The organism is Amycolatopsis keratiniphila subsp. keratiniphila (assembly GCF_001620365.2).
GTDB classification, from domain to species: Bacteria; Actinomycetota; Actinomycetes; order Mycobacteriales; family Pseudonocardiaceae; genus Amycolatopsis; species Amycolatopsis keratiniphila.
The window spans coordinates 215,141-233,930 of the sequence record NZ_LQMT02000039.1; the positions used below are offsets into that span (position 1 = coordinate 215,141).

Genomic DNA, 18,790 nt, shown 5'->3' on the forward strand with positions numbered 1-18,790 from the left:
GGAGTGGGCTGGCTTCCGCGATCGCAAATCGTAACGTTCCGGCTTGATGAAACGCGTACTTCTGCTGGTCGTGCCCGCCTTGCTCTGCGCCGCTTGCGTACCCCGATCCGGGCCCGCCGCCGACCCTCCTCCGCCAGCTCGGCGCTTCATCCTGAAGGAAACCCCGAGCGCCGAACCACCCGCCACCTTCCAGGGCGGGTTCGTCCACAACGCCTGCGCGGTCCTCACCCATGAGGTGCTGGCCGCCGCGGGCATGGTGCTGAAGGACGGCTTTCTCCAGGGCGGACAACGCTTGAGCACCACCGACGGAGACCGTCCGGATCTCGCCGGAACGGGGCTGTGGGCGAGTACGTGCGGCGGCGTCACCGTGTCCGGCGCGAGCGTGAACCTGAAGGTCCTGCACTCGCGATTCTCGAGGAGGATGGATTGGCGGGACGCCGTCCTGAAGGTCGGTACTCACCGAGAGGGCGACGACGTCAGGGTGAGTCTCCAGACCGACTACAACATCCTGGAACTCGGCATCACCGGCTTCACCAAGCTCCCCGATCCCGAAGCCGCCTTGGCCACGCTGCTCGACGGCATCCGCCGTAACATCGCCCAAGGCCCGCGGTCCATGCCCGTGCACACGTACCCCGCGCCTTACGACCTCGTCGCCGACCCGTGTGCCGCCTTTCCCGCGGAGGTCTTCACCACGATCACCGAGCGGCCGACCGATGGTCTGCAGCAGGATCTGTTCAGTTTGAGCGAAACCCCTGGCTCGAAGTACAACAGTGTCGAGATGCGCTGTGATCGGACCGGCCTGGTGGCGCTTTCGGAGGGAATCGCACCGAACGTCACCGTGAGCCAGACCGTGCTGTCCGTGCCGCACCCCGATGCCGCGATCGCCGCCGTTCGCGAGCAGTGCGATTTCGAACGCGGCGAGGCGCTGGCCAGGCCGGTCGGCGAGGCGAGCTGCGCCCATCGACGCGCCGACGGCGGCCAGGTTCTGTTCCAGAGAGGCCGCTCGATGGTGCGGATCAGTCTCGTCGCCGCGAAGACCGACCCGGCCACCACCCGCGAAAACCTGGCCAAAGGTGCGGAGGCCGTCTATGCGCGGCTTACGCCCTCCCCTTGACGTTCTTCAGGACTTCCGCGGCCACGTCGCGGCCGAGTTCACACGAGTCCTTGCCCTCGCGGCCCGCTTTGTCTCCTCGAGAGAGAGAAACCGAGTAGGCGAGCTGATCAGAGACCCCGACCACCACGACGCAATGCCGCTCGTCGCCCGGAGCATTTCCGCCGTACCCAATCGCGGGATAGCCGTCGACAGGAGTGAGCTCCACCCATCGAGCTACCTTTGATTTCACGCTCTGGTAGGCGAGGCTGATGCCTTGGTCCGATTTGGTTTGGTAACTGACCGTGAATCCTGCGCCACTGCCGGACGCGGCATTCCACCTGCAAGCGGCGCCGAGAGCGTCGGTGCTGGGTTTGGCGGGATCCGGTTCGCCGAGGAAGGTTTCGAGTTGCTGGGCGGTGAGCGCACTATCGCAAGGGCTTCCGTCGAGAACCTTTGCTGGTAGCGGGTTCTGCACAGCGGGCGCTCCGCTGTGCGGGACACCCGCCGCGCTTGACGATGCGGCAGGTGTGCTTGTACCTGGAGTCGGAGTGCCAGGAGCGACGCGGTTGCCATCGCAAGCCGTCAGGAGCAAGGTGCCGGTCGCCATGAGTACGAGAGTGGCCACCTGGTGCCGTGAAGTCATTCGAGTGACCCGCGTTTCTTGGTTGCTTCGGCTGCTTGCCGGTCGGTTTCCTCGGTCATCCCCAGTGCTTTTTCCAGTCGGAGGATCAGTTCGGTGAAATAGTTATCTTGGAATCGCAAGTGTCCTTCATAGTACACCCCGGTTTCTTTTATTCCGTTTGGGCCATAGACCGCATGCCTGCTCGCGGGTTCATTGCCTGGCGCTGTGACTTGCTGTAATTTCCAAGCGGTATCTTGCATTTCCCGGACCAATTTTCGTTGGTCTTGGCACTTCTTGAGCAGGGCCCGCATTTCATCGCCGCTCATGGTGAAGCCCTGACCACTGGCAGGCGCCGCTCCACCGCCTCCGACGTCATCACTGTTCTGAAACCAGACGTCCCCGAAGAACGAAGTCATCGAATCCCCTTTACTTCAGTCCGTGCAGGGTCGCGTAGAGGACGTCGACAAGGACATCCCTCCGCCCCGGTTCGAAGCTGACCAGCGGTTCGCCGTCCTCGCCCGGCAGCACGTACGTGAGGACGCGTCCGGCGTGAACGGTGTCGACCACGGTCAGCGGAGTGCTCCTGGTGCCGCTATTGGCCGCGTAGAGCTGGTGCACGCCGGTGCGTTTCGCCGCCATCAGCTCCCGTGCCGAGGGCAAGGGGTCGTAGTCGGGCTCTTCGGTCGGGTCCTCGAGATCGTACGAATCCTCGTAGACCGGCTGGCCCGAGAAGCGGGATTTCGGGATCTTGACCGGGTCGATCCGGGCCGGTTCGACCGGGGGCAACATGTCGACCAGCGATTCGGCGCCGTAACCCGGGTCGATGACATCGATTCGGACCTTCTCGTCCTGGCGGATCACCCGGACCGCGTCCCGGCCGGACGCCGACACGAGGATGTTCCCGGTCTCCTCCGACTCGATGTCGCCGAGCCAGGCGGTGAACCGGAGCGGACCGGTGGCCAGCACGCGGAGGAGGTCGCGGAACTCCCTGGTCAAAGTGCCACCGGAGGCCAGCTTCAACTCGGTGAGGGTGTCGAGCACCGCGTCGTCGAGCTTCTTCTTGGTGTCCTCGGCGAGCCACAGGTGGTCCGGGCCGAGCACCGCGAGCGGAGTGCCGTGGCGCTCCCACTCCCACGCGGTGAGCAGAACGGTCTTCGGCAGGTACAGGGGTGCTTCGAACACGATCAGAGCCCGATCACCGGCGGGACCGGCTTTGTCTCAGTGCCGCCGAAGACGCTGTCAGGGTCGGCTTCCTGCAGGTACGAGGCGCGCTTGTGTTCCTCGTCCTCGCCGCCCTTGCCCTTGCCCGCACCGGCACCCAGCGGGCCCATTCCCGGTGCGCCAGGCCTGCCCGCGCCCCCGGCGGGGCCACCGGGCATTCCGGGCCGCGCGATTTGACCGGGCTGACCGGGCGCCATCGCCCCACTGCCGCGACCGGGTCCAGGCGCCGAGCCGCTTCCAGGACCGCCGGACGAGCCCGAGCCTGGCCCGAAACCGCCGCCTGCGCCGGGCCCGAAGCCCGGCCCGAAACCGCCTCCGCCACCACCAGGGCCGAAGTTGGTCCCGCCGCCGGTGCCGGGACCGAAGGACGGCGGCTGGTAACCCGGATAGGACGAAGGCTGCGGAGGCGTGTACCCCGCCGCCCGAGTGCCGTCGTCGTACTGCCCGGGGCGGTAGCCCGGATCTGACGGCTGTGGGCGAGGGATCTCGTACGGCCTGTGGTTCGGCGTTTCGGGGCCGGACGGTGGAGGTCCCGACGACGGGATCGGCGGCTGCACCCCGCCGGGAGGCGGCCGATACCCGTCTCCACCGGAATCGGAGCGCCCGTCGAACCCGCGAACCTTGCCGCCGTCGCCAGGGCCGGGCCGGCTGTCGTCGACCTTGAAATCCCCGCCGTCGAAAGCGCCGAGCTGCCCGTAGTCGATGGTCCGGCCTGCGTTGTTCGAAGTGGACTGGGCGTTGTAGGCGTTGTAGCGCTCGAGATTCGCCTGCGCCTTTTGGTTGTACTGGTTGACCTTGTCTTCGGTGTCGGTGTCCCACGGCGTCACGTCGTCGTAGGTGCCCGTGGTCGGTGGGTCGGCGGCGACTTCGCGGTCCAGCGAGTTCTTCAGCGACACGAACTGATCCAGCTGCGTCTGCGTCAGCCCCGAATTGCGCTCCAGGCTCGATGACGCCGAGGTGGAGGAGTCGGCGAGCGGCTGAAGCTTCGCTCGCGCGGCGTCCGCGGCTCCACCGGTCCAGGCGGACTCCAACGCTGTCATCACGTCGCGGGTCCCGTCATGGAGCTGGGTCTGGTTCCGCGCCTGCTCACCGCCGACCCTGCGCGCCTCTTCCAACGAGCCGGTGCCAGGGCCGTTCACGACGGCTTCGAGCAGCTGCTTGGGCGTCAAGCCGCCTTGATTGACCGCGCCGGAGCCGTCACTCGCGTTCGAGGCGACGATGCCACCGACGATCGCGCCGACCGGCCCGCCCACGGCGAAACCGGCCACCGCACCGGCCCCGGTCTTGCCGAGCAGGCCGGTGGCCGCCTCCCACACATCCCCGAACAAACCCATCGAAGCCCTCCCCGGCCCAATCGGTCGATGTCTTGCGCTCACGCACAATACCGTGCCGATCACACCTGGTAGACGGGTTTCAGCCGAGAAGGCGAGCCTGGAGCCTGGTGAGCGGCCGGAGCGCCAGGAAGATCGGAACGGCCATCCCGGCGGCGATGAGGAAGTGCACGATCCACGCTCCCGCCAGCGTCGGCCCGCCCCACGTGCCCTCGGGATCGCTGCCGGTCCAGAAGAGCCCGTAGGTCGCGATGCGCCCGACGAGGTAGAACAGCAGCAAAGCGAGCAGGAACGCGACCGCGCTCGGACCGAAGGCCGCCACGTACCGCGGCCGCGACCCGCTCTCGTGCCCGAGCCAGCGCCGCGTCAGTCCACGCTGGACCTTCGCGCCACCGAAATACCCCGGAAGCGCGAGAAGCGCGTAGACCGCGCGTTTCCAGTCCGAAATCGTCATATCCGGCACGCTACGGCCCGCTGACCTGCGGGAACATGGGGTAAGCCGTCGGATCCGGTAGGGAAAACCGGAGGCCGCCTGTGGTGATCCACACGACCGGGGTGCGGATGTCCGCCAAACGTTCCCCGATGTCAGACGCGTATGCCACACTCGGTCGCCGAACGGCTACGACGTGAACAGGGGAGGTTCGCGTGTCGAACCCTGAGCAGCTCTTCGCTGATTTCGAGGCCAAACTGGCCGACGCCCAGCGGAAGGCGAATCAGATGCGCACCGAGATCGAAAGCGTCTCGGTGTCCGAACGCAGCAAAGACGGCCAGATCTCGGTCAAGGTCAACTACGCGGGGAACCTCGTCGGCCTGGAGATCGGCCCGTCCGTGCGGGACAACCCGGCGCTCGCGCAGGAGATCCTCCGCGTCGTCCAAAGCGCGCAGAGCAAACTCGCGGGCGCGATGCAGACCGGCGTGCCGTCCATCGCGGGCACCGAAACGATGAACGAGCTGGTCAACCAGCTGCACAACGAGTACCCGGAACCCGAACCGACGGGCTACGTCGAGGGCGGCCACCAGGAAGCGGACGAGGACGACCGCTTCGTCGCCGAAGACGAGCTCGACGCGCCTCCGCCCCCTCCCGCCCCGAAGCCGCCGACACCCCCGGCCCCGCCCGCGCCGCCGCGAGCCGCGCGACGGCAGCAGACGGACCACGAGGACGACTACTTCACCGGCGGCGACTTCCTGCGCTGAGCGGGTTCTTGAGGGAGGGAAAGCATGGGAGAGCCACAAGGCAGTGAAGATTTCAAGGTCGATCCCGCGGAGCTCGCCGCACATCGCAACACGATCGACTATCTGGGGCAACGAGTCGCGATGACGGGATCTGCCGCAGACGCGGCAATGGGCGACGAAGCATTCGGCCTCGTCGGAATCCCGCTCGCCGCGATCTGCGCCACCGTCCAAAGCTTGGCGCGGAGCGCGATCGAGTCGGCTGTCGAAGCTTCGGCCGACCATGCCGATCGTGTGCACACCTGGCAGCAAAGGAAGCAAATGCAGGAGGACGAGTTCAAAAGCCTCTTCAAGGTGGAGGACTGACCGATGGCAGAAACCCCCGTTGCGGCTCCGGGCCCCAATCCGCTGATCAAGACAGACGCCGCTCAGGATGAGAGCTCGCTCGAAGGCGCGGGAATCCTCCAAGACTTCTGGGACACCGGCGCCAAGATCGCGAGCGGAGACTGGGCGGAAGGGTTGGCGAACCTCGCCAACGGGGCGATGGGCTTGGCCGATCTCGTCGCCGATCCCATCGGGACTCTGGCGGCTTCGGCGTTCGGTTGGATCATCGAGCACGTCCCGTTTCTCCGTGAGCCACTCGATTGGCTCGTCGGTGATCAGGTCGCCTTGGACAACATGATCGGGACCTGGGAGAACATAGGCAAAGAACTCGAGTCGGTCAGCGAAGACCTGGGCAAGGCCGTCGACCGCGAAAGTGCGAATTGGACCGGTGATGCTGCGGACGCCTATCGGGCCTTCGCCAAGAATCGGGCCGATCTGTACGCGGGTATCGCCTCGGGTGCGAACTCCATCGGGACGCTGGTCAGCGTATGCAAGATGATCCTCGCGGTCGTGCGAACCATCGTCCGTGACTTGATCTCCGAGTGTCTCGGGAAGCTCATAAGCATCGCGATGCGTTACCCCGGGCCGGCGATGCCCGCCGGTATCGCCGCCGAGGGGACACCGAAGGCCATCGGCTACGCGAACAAATGCGTCGGTTGGATCAAGAAGCTGACCAAGGCGTTCGACAAGGCGAAGGGCCTCTTCAAGCGTCTCACGGATGGCTTCGACAAGATCAAGGACGCCCTGACTCCGAAGGCGCTGAAGAAGTTCACCGGTGGTGGGAAGAAGGCAGTCGACAGCCCAGTTGACACCACCTTCGCGTCGAAGGTCGCAGAGGCGAGAAAGGATCTGCCTGAGACTCGCAAGCACATCTTTGGTTTGGAAGGCACAGCCAAAGACAAAAGCCTCACCGACAACCTGGCGCAAGTGAAGGAAAATATGACTGGGCGCCTCAAGGAAAAATACGGCGAAGACTTCCAGTCGAACCTCGTCAAGGAGAAACGCAAGGCTATCGGGAAAAAGATCGACGAGACGGTAGGCGACGTTTTCGGCGAGGAGGAGGAGCCGCCCAGCAAGAAGGCGCCGCCTCCAGCCGGGGTCATGGGTCCATACAGTGCGGCAGGCGCACCACAAAAGTCTCCTGACTCCGAGAATCAAGCAGCCGAGCCACCGATCTTCGAGCAACAGGGTGGGCAGCGGATCTCTGGGTCCCTGTAGGACTCTAAGCGACGTGAAAGGAACGCCAAGTGATCGATGACCGGTTGGTGATCTCACGAACGCCCGGCGTCATCGGTCATCTGGTGCTGGTGATCCTTTTCGGCACCTTGACCGTGGTCATGGCGATCGCCGTGGTCGGCGATTACCAGTTGGCAGTGCGCATCGTGGCCGGGGTCCTCTGCGCCGTGTTCATCTACTGCGGAACCATCGAGTTCCGTAACTACCGGACGCCCCCTCCCGCTGATGAACTGATTTTCGATCTTGCGGGAATCAGGCGCATCAAGGGTGGCGTGGTGGCCTGGAGCGCCAGGTGGGAGGACATCGCGAAAGTCATCCTGAGCCTCAAGTTTCGCGAGTACTCCCCGTACCGTTCCGGATCTGACGACTTCACTCTGGTCATTCGCCCGGGATCGGGTTTCGACGCGCTGTCCGCTGGATTGGCCCGTGAACCCGATGGAGACCTCCAAGTGGCCGACGTGGACCTCAGGCATCGTGAGCTGAAGCTGCTGATGCCCTTTCTCGTGAAACATGTCGATGTCGCGATCGAGGACGACAACACCGCCGTGCGGACTGTGCCCGACGAACCGGTGGTGGTCACGGCCCACGAGGAAGCTCTTGACGTCGTGGACGACGTGGTGAAGATCCACGTCAACGGATGGGACAAGCGCAAGCTGGGGGTCTTTCGGTTCGCGGCCCTGATGATCGAGGTCACGGCCGTGGTGGTCGCTGCCGCCGCTGAGGGCTCAGTGCGCGTCTGCGCGCTTGTAGTGCTCTTCGGACTCTTTGTGGTGACGATGGTGGTCGAAGCCTTCGAAGGAGCGACGCACGAGAAGAAGAGAAAGGTCGTCCTGGAACTCGGACCTCGCGGCTTCTACTTCCGGACCTACGGCACCTTCGTCGGAGTGTGGTGGCACGAGATCGACGCGGTGCGGTGGGGAGTCGACCATGGCTCCACCTACTTGGACTTCCTGCCGGGATCGGACATGTTCGCGATCCGCCATCCGAAGCTGGCTGAATTGACCAGAAGTGATCCGTACAACGACGAGTCCGAAAGTCTCGCCGGTGGTTGGTATCGGCTGGGGCGCCCGTTCAGCGTGAACGCGAGGCGTGAGTTCGAAAGCAGTATGCGGACATCAGACCGTGTGGAATTCCGGGAGACGGCGGTAGCAAGCTGAGGAGCCCGCCCACCGGGGCGCCGCCGGCGCCGATCACTCGGGGGGCTACGTGATCGACGCCGGCGACCCGATGCCCTCTTCCCGACGGAAGCCGGGATCGGGGCAACGTCACCGCTTGGACGCGGCAACGCATCTCAAGAGCGGGCGTGATCGCCGAAGTGACGCCCGGGGGAAGGTTATCCCCCGAAAGAGTGACGGCGTTCCGCTGCTCGCCTGATTGTCGCACTACGCGCCGAGAAAGTTACAAAGTTCTTCACATCTTCGCCTGGAGAAGGGTCTCGACCGGACAACTGCTGGTCATGGCATGGTCTCTTCCATGACTTCTCAGGTGCTGGTCATCGGGTCCGCCAATGCCGATCTCGTCGTCCCGGTCGATCGGCGACCTGGTGGTGGCGAAACCGTACTCGGTGGCGACACGATCTTGTCGCCGGGTGGCAAGGGCGCCAACACCGCGGTCGCCGCGGCCCGGCTCGGGGCGGATGTCGCGTTGCTCGGCGCGGTCGGCGACGACCCGTACGGCGATTTGCTCAAGCGGTCGCTCGCCGAGTCCGGGGTGGACACGGGTTCGCTGCGCACGAGCGAGCGCCCGACGGGGATCGCGTACATCACAGTCACGCCGGACGGCGAGAACTCGATCCTCGTCTCGCCCGGCGCCAATTCCGCCTTGCGGCCCGAGGACGTCGACCTCGACGGCGCCGAGATCGTGGTGTTGTCGCTGGAGATCCCGCTCGAAACCGTCGAGCACGCCGTCGCGAAGGCCGTCGAACACCAAGTGAAGACGCTGCTGAATCTGTCCCCGGCGGCCGAACTGTCGACGAAGACCCTGAAGGGGCTCGACGTCCTCCTGGTCAATGAGCACGAGGCCGCGTTCCTGCTCGGTGGCGAGGCGGATTTCCCCAAGTTGCTCAACCTCGGGCCGAAGGCCGCGGTCGTGACGCTCGGCGCGAAGGGGGCGGCGGTGGTGACGGCCGACGGGGTGACGGAGGTGTCGTCACCGAAGGTCGAGGCCGTCGACACGACGGGTGCCGGCGACGCTTTCGCGGGGGCGCTCGCCACTTCGCTCGCGAAGGGCGAGGAACTGGTCGATGCGGCGCGCAAGGCGGTGAAGGTGGCGGCGATCACGGTGACCCGCCAAGGCGCGCAGCCTTCGTATCCGACGGCGTCCGAACTGGAATGATGTCTTCTTCTGTGTTCTGCTGATGGCTATGAGCCAGCTCACGCCGCTTATGAGATATGGTCTAGACCATGCCGTCTGAGTCACTGTCCGGGGTCGCCGTCAGTCCCGGCCGCGCGAGCGGTCCTGTCGTCCGGGTCGCCGAACCGCTCGGTGAACCCGCGAGCACGCCGGCACCGGCCGATCCCGCCGCCGAGGCCGCCCGGATCGCCCCGGCCGCGCAGATCGTGGCGGGCAGGCTCGAGAAGCTCGCCGAGACGGCGACCGGTGAGGCCGCGACGATCCTCATCACCACCGCGGCGATGGCAGCCGACCCGGCGCTCGTCTCCTCGGCGGAGCAGCTGGTCAAGGAGCAGAACTTGCCCGCGCCGCGTGCGGTGCACCAGGCGGCGGGGAAGTTCGCCGACGCGCTCGCGGCCGCCGGCGGCTACATGGCCGAGCGGGCCCGCGACGTCCTCGACGTGCGCGACAGGCTCATCGCCGAACTGCTCGGCATCGCACCTCCCGGCGTTCCCGACCTCGCCTCGCCGAGCGTGCTCGTCGCCCGCGACCTCGCGCCCGCCGACACCGCGGGCCTCGACCCGGACAAGGTGCTCGCGCTCGTCACCGAAGAGGGCGGCCCCACCAGCCACACCGCGATCCTCGCCCGCGCGCTCGGCATTCCCGCCGTCGTCGCGGTCCGCGGGCTCCTCGCGCTCGACGCGCAAGCGCTTGCGGTGGACGGTGACACCGGCGTCGTCGAGGTCGCGGACCCGGACGCCGAGGTCGTCACGGCCGCCAAGATCGGCGCGATCGAGTGGGACGGCACCGGCGCGACCTCCGACGGCCACCGCGTGAAGGTGCTCGGCAACGTCGGTTCCGCCACCGACGCCAAGGCCGCCGCGGAGGCGGGCGCGGAAGGCGTCGGCCTCTTCCGCACCGAGTTCTGCTACCTCGACGCCTCTTCCGAGCCGAGCGTCGAAGAACAGCGCAAGGCCTACACCGCCGTGCTCACGCCGTTCCGCGGCAAGCCGGTCATCGTCCGCACCCTCGACGCGGGCGCGGACAAACCCCTCGCCTTCCTGGAGCCCGAGGACGAGCCCAACCCGGCCCTCGGCGTACGCGGCCTTCGCGTCGCTTTCGACCGTCCCGAGATCCTCGACCGCCAGCTCGAAGCCATCGCTGGCGCCGCTCAGGACTCCGGCGCCGAGGTCTCGGTGATGGCTCCGATGGTCGCCACCGCCGCCGAGGCAGCCTGGTTCGCCGAGCGCGTCCGCGCCGCCGGAATCGCCCGCGCGGGTGTGATGATCGAGATCCCGGCCGCCGCGCTGACCGCCCGCGAGATCCTCGACGCGGTCGACTTCGTCTCCGTCGGCACCAACGACCTCGCGCAGTACACCTTCGCCGCGGATCGCCAGCTCGGCGCGGTCGCCAAGCTCAACGACCCGTGGCAGCCGGGGCTGCTGCGCCTGCTCAAGGTCATCGGCCAGGCCGCGAAGGACACCGGCAAGCCCGCCGGCGTCTGCGGTGAGGCCGCCGCCGACCCGAGGCTCGCGCTGGTGCTGGCCGGGCTCGGCCTGACCAGCCTCTCGATGAACGCGCCCGCCGTGCGCGCGGTCGGCGCGAGCGTGGCGGCCACGACGCTGGCCGAATGCGAGGCACTGGCCGACGCGGTTCTGGCCACGTCGGACCCGGTGTCCGCGAGGCAGGCCGCCGCCAAGCGGTAGCAAAGGTCCCCCGCTCCCAAAATCGGATCCGGGGGCATGTCGAAATCCGGTCCACCACTTCGACGCCTAGGTGAAGACACCGAAGCGACGAAAGGACCGGACCATGACGACCACCATGACCCCGACGCGGGCCGGACGCCGGGAATGGGTCGGGCTGGCCGTGCTGGCCCTGCCCACCTTCCTGGTCTCCCTCGACGTGTTCGTGCTGATCCTCGCGCTGCCGAAGCTCAGCCAGAGCCTCGGCGCCGACGGCACCCAGCAGCTGTGGATCATGGACGTCTACGGTTTCATGATCGCCGGGTTCATGGTCACCATGGGCACCCTCGGCGACCGCATCGGCCGCCGGAAACTGCTGCTCATCGGCGCCACGGCGTTCGGGCTGGCCTCCGTGCTGGCCGCGTTCTCGACCAGCGCGCTGATGCTCATCGCCGCCCGCGCGATCCTCGGGATCGCCGGTGCGACGCTGGCGCCGTCGACGCTCGCCCTGATCAGCAACCTGTTCTCCGACAGCCGTCAGCGTTCGCTCGCGATCGGTATCTGGGCGGGCTGCTTCACCGTCGGCGCGATCGTGGGGCCGATGGTCGGCGGCGTGCTGCTGGAGCACTTCTGGTGGGGTTCGGTGTTCCTGCTCGGCGTTCCCGCCATGGTCCTGCTGCTCGTCGTCGGCCCGAAGCTCCTGCCCGAGTACCGCAACGAGAACGCCGGCCGTCTCGACCTGGTGAGCGTCGCGCTTTCGCTGGTCACGATCCTTCCCGCGGTCTACGGCATCAAGGAACTCGCCCGCGAGGGTGTGCACGTGGTCCCGGTGGCCTCGCTCCTGATCGGTCTCGGCTTCGGCGTGGTGTTCGTGCGGCGCCAGCGAATCCTCCAGGACCCGCTGATCGACCTGGCGCTGTTCCGCGGCCGGGCGTTCTCGACGGCGTTGGGCGGGATGTGCGCGTTCTCCATGCTGGGCGGCACGACCATGCTCTTCGTCGCGCAGTTCTTCCAGATCGTCCTGGAACTTTCCCCGGTCGGCGCCGCGCTGGCGCTGCTGCCCGGCATGCTGGCCTCGACCGTCAGCTTCCTGGCCGCCCCGATCCTCGCCCGTCGTATCCGCCCCGCGACCCTGATCGCCACCGGGCTGGCCGGCGCGATCGCGGGGTTCCTGCTGCTCACGCAGGTCGAGCCCGGAGCCGGTCCGGTCGTCCCGTCGATCGCCTTCGCCATCACCTGCCTGTGCGGCGGCCCGCTGATCACCCTGGGCACGGATCTGGTCGTCGGCTCCGTGCCGCCGGAGAAGGCCGGTTCGGCGGCCTCGCTTTCGCAGACCGGCAACGAATTCGGCTACGCGCTGGGGATCGCGACCGTCGGGACGCTGGGCAACGCGGTCACCCGGTCCCGGCTCGCCGACGCCGTTCCGGCGCATGACGCGTTCGCCAGCGGGATGCACGCGGTGTCCGCGCTGGCGGCGCTGGTGCTGGCCGCGGTCGCGTACTTCGTGGTCCGGCACCTGCGCCACATCTAGCCGAAAAACCCCCGCCGCGGGTACTTGATGATCAGCGACCCCCCGTGCACGCGCCCGGTGATGACGAACCGGGGCGTGCCGGGGCGGCCGTTCGAGCGGGTCCGGTCGTCGAGGTTGCCGAACTTGATGTCGGTGATCGAGTTCGTGTCGACGGCGCCGTCCTCGGGGATGGTGATCTCCACCGGCCCCCATTTGGCCTGCAGTTCGATGTGCACCACGGGATACCGGATCTCGGCCTGGGAGAAGTCCAGTTTCGTGGCGCCGTACTTGTTCCGGATCACCATCGACTCGGGGACGAGCCAGTTCCCGTTGCGCTGCAACGCCGAGTACTTGCCGTTGAGTTCCATGACACCGGACGTCGAGGCGTAGGCGGGCTGCTGCTGCGGCGGCGCCCACGGGTTCTGCTGTTGCCGCACCATCCCGGCTTCGGGATGCACCAGGCCGGGCAGATCGGTGAGCACCGCGTTCAGCTCACCGCGGGTCTTCGAGGCGAGGGCGCGGTCGGTCCGTTCGGTGAACTCGTCGAGGTTCAGCATCCCGAGGCCGATCGCCTTCTGCAGGACCTCGACGACGTGTTCGCGCTCCGCGTCGGAGACCCGGATGTCCCGTCCGGTCAACGGCTTGGTTTCGGTCGCCGGCTGCTCTTCCTCGCCCATGCCAGGAATGGTAGAACCGATTCTCACGCGCGAGATCGGGGAAATACCCTGAACAGACCCGCATTTCTCCCCTGTGCCGCCCTGGTGGCGGCTGTCCTGCTGCTGACCGGATGCACTGTCGAAGCGAACCCGCCGGAAGCCGTCCCGGAGCCGACGGCCCCGCCGGCGTCGAAGCTCGAAGGCATCCCGGTGGACTACAGCGGTTTCCGGCTCGTCATGGCGACCTCACCGCCGTCGATGCTCGATCCCGCCACCGGCGCCACCACCCCGCTGCCCGGTGTTCCGGGCGGTGACCGGGTCAACGACGTCATCCGCGTCGGCAAGTTCCCGGTCGTGCTGTCGGCAGGCCGCTGCGGGCCGTCGTGCCTGGAACCGTCCGAGGTGCTCGTCTACGGCGATCCCAAGAACCAGCCCTGGAGACTCGGCAAGGCCCGCAGTGTGGCCCCGGCCGCCGACGAGAGCGGTGTCTGGCTGATCCGCGACGACGGCGACGACCTCTGCCGCCTCCAATACGTCTCCTTGCTCGGCGTCGAGCGCGGGCGCGGCCGTCCGGCGAGCTGCACGATGGCGGTGCGCCAAGAGGTGCCGCAGGGCCTGCTGATCACGGTGAACACCGGGACGGCCACCGCCGAGGACGTGCTGATCGACCCCGCCACCGGCCGCGCCGTGCACCAGTTCCCGCGTGTCCTCGCGATCACCAAGGAGCGGATGCTGCTGGCCGAGCTGACCGAGTTCTCCGTGCTCGACCTGCGGAACAACCAGCGCACACCGGTCAAGCTGCCGGTGGCCAACGGCAAACCGGGACCGGTGGTGCCGAGCCGCGACGGTTACAAGGTCGCCGTGCTGTTCGGCGACCCGGCCTGGGCGGGGACGGCCACGCAGACCGCCGACGTCTGGGTGCTCGCCCTCGACACGCTGACCTGGACACATGCGCCCTCGACCCCGATCGCGACCGAGCTCAAGCGGGCCGCGGTCGAATGGACCGAGGACGACAGCCTGGTGCTCGCCACGGACGTCGTCGCGAGCTGGCGGCTCGACCGGCCACAGTGGACGGTCGTCAAAACCCCGCTGCCCGCCGAGCGGAACCAGCGGGTGGTGACGATCGGCCAGGGGTGAGCTACTCCTCGTCCAACCCGTGCTCGATGGCGTAGCGGGCGAGTTCGACGCGGTTGTGCAGCTGGAGTTTCCGCAGCGTCGACTGGACGTGGTTCTCCACCGTCCGGTGCGAAAGCACGAGCTTCTCGGCGATCTGCCGCGCCGTCATCCCCTTCGCGACCAGGCGCAGGACGTCGGTCTCGCGTTCGGTCAGCCGCGGCGGCGCGGGCCCGTCGTCCGGCGCGTCGGCCATGCGGCGGTACTCGCCGAGGACGAGCCCGGCCAGTCCGGCGGTGAACACCGGGTCGCCGGCCGCGGTCCGCTTGACCGCGTCCACCAGCTCGCTCGCCGAGGCCGATTTCACCAGGTATCCCGACGCTCCGGCCTTGACCGCCTCGAGGACGTCGCTGTGCTCGCCGCTCGCGGACAGTACGAGCACCTTCGTCGACGGCAGTTCCGCGGTGATCTCGCGGGTGGCTTCGACACCCGACGTCTCGCCGAGGTTGAGGTCCATCAGCACGACGTCCGGCCGGACCGTCCGCGCGATCCGCACCGCGGCGGGCGCGTCCGGCGCGGTGGCCTTCACGTCGAACCCGTGCTCGGCCAGGTCGCGCGCGACGCCGTCCCGCCACATCGGATGGTCGTCGACCACCATCACCGAGACCTGAGGCGCTTCGGTCATCGCTTCCCCCTCGCCGCCACTGGAACCTTGACTTCCCATTCCGTGCCCTGGCCGGGCGCGGTGTCCAGGGCGACGCTCCCGCCCAGATCCCGCACCCGTCCCTTGATGGACTCCGCGATACCTAGATGTCCCTCGGCCGCCGCGCGTTCCAGGACACCGGGCGCGATTCCCGGGCCGTCGTCGCGGACGCTGACCACGACCTCGGTGCCCAGGTCCTCCAGCAGCACCCAGGCATGCGCGTCTTCGCCCGCGTGCTTTTCGACGTTCGACAACGCCTCGCGCGCCACGGCCACCAGCTCCGAGGTCACGTGCTCGGGCAATTGGACCTCGCCCGCCGGCGTCGAGACCTGCACGGACGGCGTCGCGAGCAGCTGCAGCGCGGACCGGAGGTCGGTGGTCCCGTTCTCGCTCGAATGCGTGGGCTCAGTGGTGACCAGCGCGCGCAGCGCGATCTCCTGCTCACCGGCCAGTTTCGCCAGTTCGGCGGCCTCCCCGCCGAATTCGGCGCCGCGTTTGCGCACCCGTGCGAGCACCTGGAGGACGCTGTCGTGGATCGAACGGGCGAGCCGCTCCCGTTCGGCCGTCGCGGCCTCCATGCGCAACGCCCTGGTCAGCGCGTCGGCGGACCGGCGGGCCATGGTCGCGGCGAGCCCGATGACGAACCCGCTCGCGGTGAGCAGGAAACCGTCCCTCGCGACGTCGACGTCGAACCGCCAGCGCACCAGCCCGGTGACCACCGAGACCACCAGCCCGGCGAGCACCCCGCCGAGCGCGCCGAACCGAGTCCCGGCGGCCGCGGGCGGGACCGCCGCCCACACCGTCGTGATGAGCGGGGTGTTGGCGTCGAACTGCGCGGTGGTCAGGATCCACGCCGAGGTGAACATGAGGGCGACGGTCAGCGCGAGATCGACGCCGACCAGCCACGGCCAACGGCTCGACGGCCGCGCGTAGAACACGCTGCTCAGCACCGTCCACAGCGTCATCACGCCGAACGACGTCCACGCGAGCCACTTATTCGCGTAGCCGTCGTAATGGACGATGAACGAGCCGAGCGCGAAGAGCAGCGTCGTCACGCGAAGCACGATCACCCCGCGCCACAGCGGGGTGGCCGGGTCCCGCGTGCCGAGCGCCGAAACGGCGCGCCAGAGCGGGGGTTCGGTCATGACTTGGCTTCGGACTCTTCCCCGGAATCGTTCGGCTGCGCCGCCTGATCCCGCAGGACGTCGATCTCGGCCGGATCGGGATCTTGTTCGTGCAACAGGGACCGGATACCGGCGTTGAGCACCGCGAGCAGCGGCACCGACAGCAGCGCGCCGGCGATCCCGGCGGCGACGAGACCGGCGGTGATCGCGAGCACCACGGCGAGCGGGTGCAGCTTCACCGCGCGGCCGAGCAGGATCGGCTGCAGCACGTGGCTCTCCAGCTGCATGACGCCGATGACGATGGCCAGCACGATCAGCGCGCCGACGACGCCCTTCGTCACCAGCGCGATCAGCACCGCGACCGCGCCCGCGATCACCGCGCCGATGATCGGGATGAAGGCGCCGAGGAACACCAGCGTCGCCAGCGGGATCACCAGCGGCACGCCGACGATCGCCAGGCCGATGCCGATACCGACCGCGTCGACCACGGCCACCGCCGCCGTCGCGCGCACGTAGCTGACCAGCGACGCGAAGCCACGCCGTCCCGCGACGTCGACGCGGTTCCGCACCCGGCCCGGCACCCCGCGGACCAGGAACTTCCAGATCTGGTCGCCGCCGGAGAGGAAGAAGATGAGGATGAACAGCGTCAGGATGAAACCGGTGACGATCTCGCCGACCGTGCCCGCGGTGGTGAGCGCCGTGGTGGTGATCGACGCCTGGTTGTTCTGCAGGAAGCTGATCGCCTGGTTGATGAACTCCTGGATCTGCTCCTGGCGCAGGTGCAGCGGCCCGTCGATGAGCCAGACCTTGATCTGGTTGAGGCTCTCCGTCAGCTGTTTCTGCAGCTCCGGCAGGCCGGAGGAGAACTGCGCGACGACGAACGTCAGCAGCCCGCCGAGCACCGCGAGGCCCGCGATCAGCACTATCCCGGCGGCCAGCCCGCGCGGGAATCTCAGCGCCGTCAGCTTGGAGACCGCCGGCGCGAGCAGCGCGGCCAGCAGCAGCGCGATCGACAACGGGATCACGACCACCGACAGATAGCCGATGAGGAACACGATGACGTAGAGCGCGGCGATCACCACGATGAAGCGCCACGACAACGCCGCGCCGATCCGCAGGCCGCGGGGCACGAGGTTGGTGACGTCTTCGGTGGATTCCGAAAGGAACGGGTTCGCCGGGTCGAATTCCGGCTGCTTGCGCTGGGGCTCGCTCACGCGGACACCGTATCGGTCCGAGGCGACGTTTCTTGAACATTCAGGGCAACGCGCGAGAGGCGAATTCGCCCGATGCGACGCTTGACACATCGCCCGTTGATCGACTCGGGAGTAACCGGGCCCCGCCAGCCTTGATCACCGATCGTGATTTCGGGTTACACCGTGTGTTCTTCACACGATCGTGCCATCAAGTCCCTTCAAACTCGCGCAAGCCTTCCGCACTTTGCTTACCTCGGTCCCGCAACCACGAACCGAAGCGACAGGAGACCGAGTGACGAACGCGGCGAAGAACGAGAGGCGGGGCGCTGTGCGCTTCGGCCGTCTCGCTTCGCGTGCGCTGTTCGTGCTCGGTGGTGCCGTCGCCGGTTCCGCCGCGGCGTGGGCCCTTTCCGGTGCTTCCGCCTCCGCGGACGTCGCCCCGGTGGTCTCCGCTCCCGAAACCAGCGTCACCCCGGTCACCGACGCCACCGCGGCAGGCCTGACCGATGTTTCCGGCGGCGCCTCGAAGTTCGCCGGCGACGTCGCAGGCGCGATGTGCGGCGAAGCCCACCAGGACGCCACCACGTGGTCGATGCCGGGCGAGAACGCGTCCGCTCCCGCGAAGCACCACTGCGGCGACCTCCGTGCCGATCAGCACGAGGTCTCGACCCGCGTCAGCGACGCGGTCACCGACTTCGCGGACCGCTCGGTGGTCACCCCGGTCAAGCGGACCCTCGGCGCGGTCGAGCACATCGTGCGCAAGCCGCAGGACACCCGACAGGTGCTGGACGAGACCTTCGCTCCGACGCCCGGCGTCTGGGAACTCCTGGACCGGAACGGCCACGGCGACCTCGTCCCGGAACTCCCGGTCGGCGAATCCCCGGTGGACCCCGACTCCCCGCTGGACACCATCGGCGCCGGCGAACAGGTCACCGACTTCGCGCAGCTGGCGACGACGCAGTTCCCCGCTTCCGCCGAGACCGTCCTCCCGATGCCGGCCTTCGTGCAGTCGCACGATGCCTTCGACCAGGTCGAGGACGTCCCGTCGCGTGACGGTCACCGTGGTGACCTCCCGCGTCCGATCACCCCGGCGCCGCTTCCCGCCGCGCCTTCCTTCCCGACTGTCCCCGGCGGCTCCGCCCCCGGTGGTCACCTCGACGGCCTGACCCACGGCGTTCCCGCCTGGGTCGCCGCCGCCGTCGAGCGTTCCCTGACCGGCTACGCGCTGGCAGGCACGCGGTACATGCCGCTCACCCCGGGCTCGCAGCCCGGCGTCACTCCCGACTGAACACCTCCCTCCGCGGGGTAGCCGACGCGCCTCACGCCTCCCGATTCCGGGCTTGGCTTCGCGTCCGCTCCTGATCCCCCGCGAAACGGCGGTGCGCTTTGTCGCGCCCGCACTCGCTCCACCCCCCTCTGGT

19 protein-coding genes are annotated in these 18,790 nt (G+C 67.9%); 10 read left to right on the plus strand and 9 right to left on the minus strand.

Annotation, left to right across the window (positions count from 1 at the left end; translation table 11 throughout):
• Nucleotides 1-46 precede the first annotated feature (46 nt).
• A complete protein-coding gene (locus AVR91_RS36360) occupies nt 47-1,114 on the plus strand; it encodes a hypothetical protein (protein WP_063274151.1) in 1,068 nt (355 codons plus the stop codon).
• Here AVR91_RS36360 and AVR91_RS36365 read toward each other — a convergent pair.
• The 5 genes from AVR91_RS36365 to AVR91_RS36385 form a co-directional block, all read right to left on the minus strand.
• Nucleotides 1,098-1,736: a DUF3558 domain-containing protein gene (locus AVR91_RS36365; protein ID WP_323807906.1), complete on the minus strand. Its 639-nt coding sequence runs from the start codon at nt 1,734-1,736 to the stop codon at nt 1,098-1,100. The two genes, AVR91_RS36360 and AVR91_RS36365, sit on opposite strands and share 17 nt — an antisense overlap.
• A complete protein-coding gene (locus AVR91_RS36370) occupies nt 1,733-2,131 on the minus strand; it encodes a hypothetical protein (protein ID WP_076857518.1) in 399 nt (132 codons plus the stop codon). The genes AVR91_RS36365 and AVR91_RS36370 overlap by 4 nt, the downstream gene beginning before the upstream one ends.
• A gap of 10 nt (nt 2,132-2,141) precedes the next feature.
• A complete protein-coding gene (locus AVR91_RS36375; protein WP_063274150.1) occupies nt 2,142-2,897 on the minus strand; it encodes an ESX secretion-associated protein EspG in 756 nt (251 codons plus the stop codon).
• A gap of 2 nt (nt 2,898-2,899) precedes the next feature.
• Nucleotides 2,900-4,270: a hypothetical protein gene (locus AVR91_RS36380; RefSeq protein ID WP_063274149.1), complete on the minus strand. Its 1,371-nt coding sequence runs from the start codon at nt 4,268-4,270 to the stop codon at nt 2,900-2,902.
• A gap of 79 nt (nt 4,271-4,349) precedes the next feature.
• Nucleotides 4,350-4,721 carry a hypothetical protein gene (locus tag AVR91_RS36385; protein WP_063274148.1) on the minus strand — a complete coding sequence of 124 codons (372 nt, stop codon included), beginning with the start codon at nt 4,719-4,721 and terminating at the stop codon, nt 4,350-4,352.
• A 191-nt stretch (nt 4,722-4,912) separates the two neighbouring features.
• Here AVR91_RS36385 and AVR91_RS36390 point away from each other — a divergent pair, with 191 nt between their 5' ends.
• From AVR91_RS36390 to AVR91_RS36420, 7 genes are all read left to right on the plus strand, one after another.
• Entirely contained in the window at nt 4,913-5,461 is a 549-nt protein-coding gene (locus tag AVR91_RS36390; RefSeq protein WP_063274147.1) for a YbaB/EbfC family nucleoid-associated protein, read from the plus strand.
• A gap of 24 nt (nt 5,462-5,485) precedes the next feature.
• Nucleotides 5,486-5,803, plus strand: a complete 318-nt coding sequence (locus AVR91_RS36395; protein WP_063274146.1) for a hypothetical protein — start codon at nt 5,486-5,488, stop codon at nt 5,801-5,803.
• A gap of 3 nt (nt 5,804-5,806) precedes the next feature.
• Nucleotides 5,807-7,039 carry a WXG100 family type VII secretion target gene (locus AVR91_RS36400; RefSeq protein WP_063274145.1) on the plus strand — a complete coding sequence of 411 codons (1,233 nt, stop codon included), beginning with the start codon at nt 5,807-5,809 and terminating at the stop codon, nt 7,037-7,039.
• A gap of 29 nt (nt 7,040-7,068) precedes the next feature.
• The gene (locus tag AVR91_RS36405; protein ID WP_063274144.1) at nt 7,069-8,214 is read left to right on the plus strand and encodes a hypothetical protein; all 1,146 of its coding nucleotides are present in this window, start codon (nt 7,069-7,071) and stop codon (nt 8,212-8,214) included.
• 316 nt (nt 8,215-8,530) lie between these two features.
• Nucleotides 8,531-9,391 (plus strand): ribokinase, encoded by an 861-nt coding sequence (locus AVR91_RS36410; RefSeq protein WP_063274186.1) that lies wholly within the window; start codon nt 8,531-8,533, stop codon nt 9,389-9,391.
• A 68-nt stretch (nt 9,392-9,459) separates the two neighbouring features.
• Nucleotides 9,460-11,094, plus strand: a complete 1,635-nt coding sequence (ptsP, locus tag AVR91_RS36415; protein WP_063274143.1) for a phosphoenolpyruvate--protein phosphotransferase — start codon at nt 9,460-9,462, stop codon at nt 11,092-11,094.
• A 103-nt stretch (nt 11,095-11,197) separates the two neighbouring features.
• A complete protein-coding gene (locus AVR91_RS36420; RefSeq protein WP_063274142.1) occupies nt 11,198-12,601 on the plus strand; it encodes an MFS transporter in 1,404 nt (467 codons plus the stop codon).
• Here the strand turns inward: AVR91_RS36420 and AVR91_RS36425 are convergent.
• Nucleotides 12,598-13,257, minus strand: a complete 660-nt coding sequence (locus AVR91_RS36425; RefSeq protein ID WP_016338313.1) for a DUF1707 SHOCT-like domain-containing protein — start codon at nt 13,255-13,257, stop codon at nt 12,598-12,600. The two genes, AVR91_RS36420 and AVR91_RS36425, sit on opposite strands and share 4 nt — an antisense overlap.
• Nucleotides 13,258-13,341: 84 nt before the next feature.
• Between AVR91_RS36425 and AVR91_RS36430 the strand changes: the two genes are divergently transcribed.
• The gene (locus tag AVR91_RS36430) at nt 13,342-14,373 is read left to right on the plus strand and encodes a hypothetical protein (protein WP_063274141.1); all 1,032 of its coding nucleotides are present in this window, start codon (nt 13,342-13,344) and stop codon (nt 14,371-14,373) included.
• A 1-nt stretch (nt 14,374) separates the two neighbouring features.
• On the opposite strand, the gene AVR91_RS36435 is transcribed toward AVR91_RS36430, so the two are convergent.
• Genes AVR91_RS36435 through AVR91_RS36445 form a run of 3 tightly spaced genes read right to left on the minus strand, consistent with a single transcriptional unit; the run spans nt 14,375 to nt 17,390 of the window.
• Nucleotides 14,375-15,034 carry a response regulator gene (locus AVR91_RS36435; protein WP_063274140.1) on the minus strand — a complete coding sequence of 220 codons (660 nt, stop codon included), beginning with the start codon at nt 15,032-15,034 and terminating at the stop codon, nt 14,375-14,377.
• Nucleotides 15,031-16,197, minus strand: a complete 1,167-nt coding sequence (gene macS / locus AVR91_RS36440; RefSeq protein ID WP_063274139.1) for a MacS family sensor histidine kinase — start codon at nt 16,195-16,197, stop codon at nt 15,031-15,033. The genes AVR91_RS36435 and macS overlap by 4 nt, the downstream gene beginning before the upstream one ends.
• The gene (locus tag AVR91_RS36445; RefSeq protein WP_063274138.1) at nt 16,194-17,390 is read right to left on the minus strand and encodes an AI-2E family transporter; all 1,197 of its coding nucleotides are present in this window, start codon (nt 17,388-17,390) and stop codon (nt 16,194-16,196) included. The genes macS and AVR91_RS36445 overlap by 4 nt, the downstream gene beginning before the upstream one ends.
• A 271-nt stretch (nt 17,391-17,661) precedes the next feature.
• On the opposite strand from AVR91_RS36445, the gene AVR91_RS36450 reads away from it, so the two are divergent.
• A complete protein-coding gene (locus AVR91_RS36450) occupies nt 17,662-18,657 on the plus strand; it encodes a hypothetical protein (RefSeq protein ID WP_063274137.1) in 996 nt (331 codons plus the stop codon).
• The last annotated feature ends 133 nt before the right edge of the window (nt 18,658-18,790 follow it).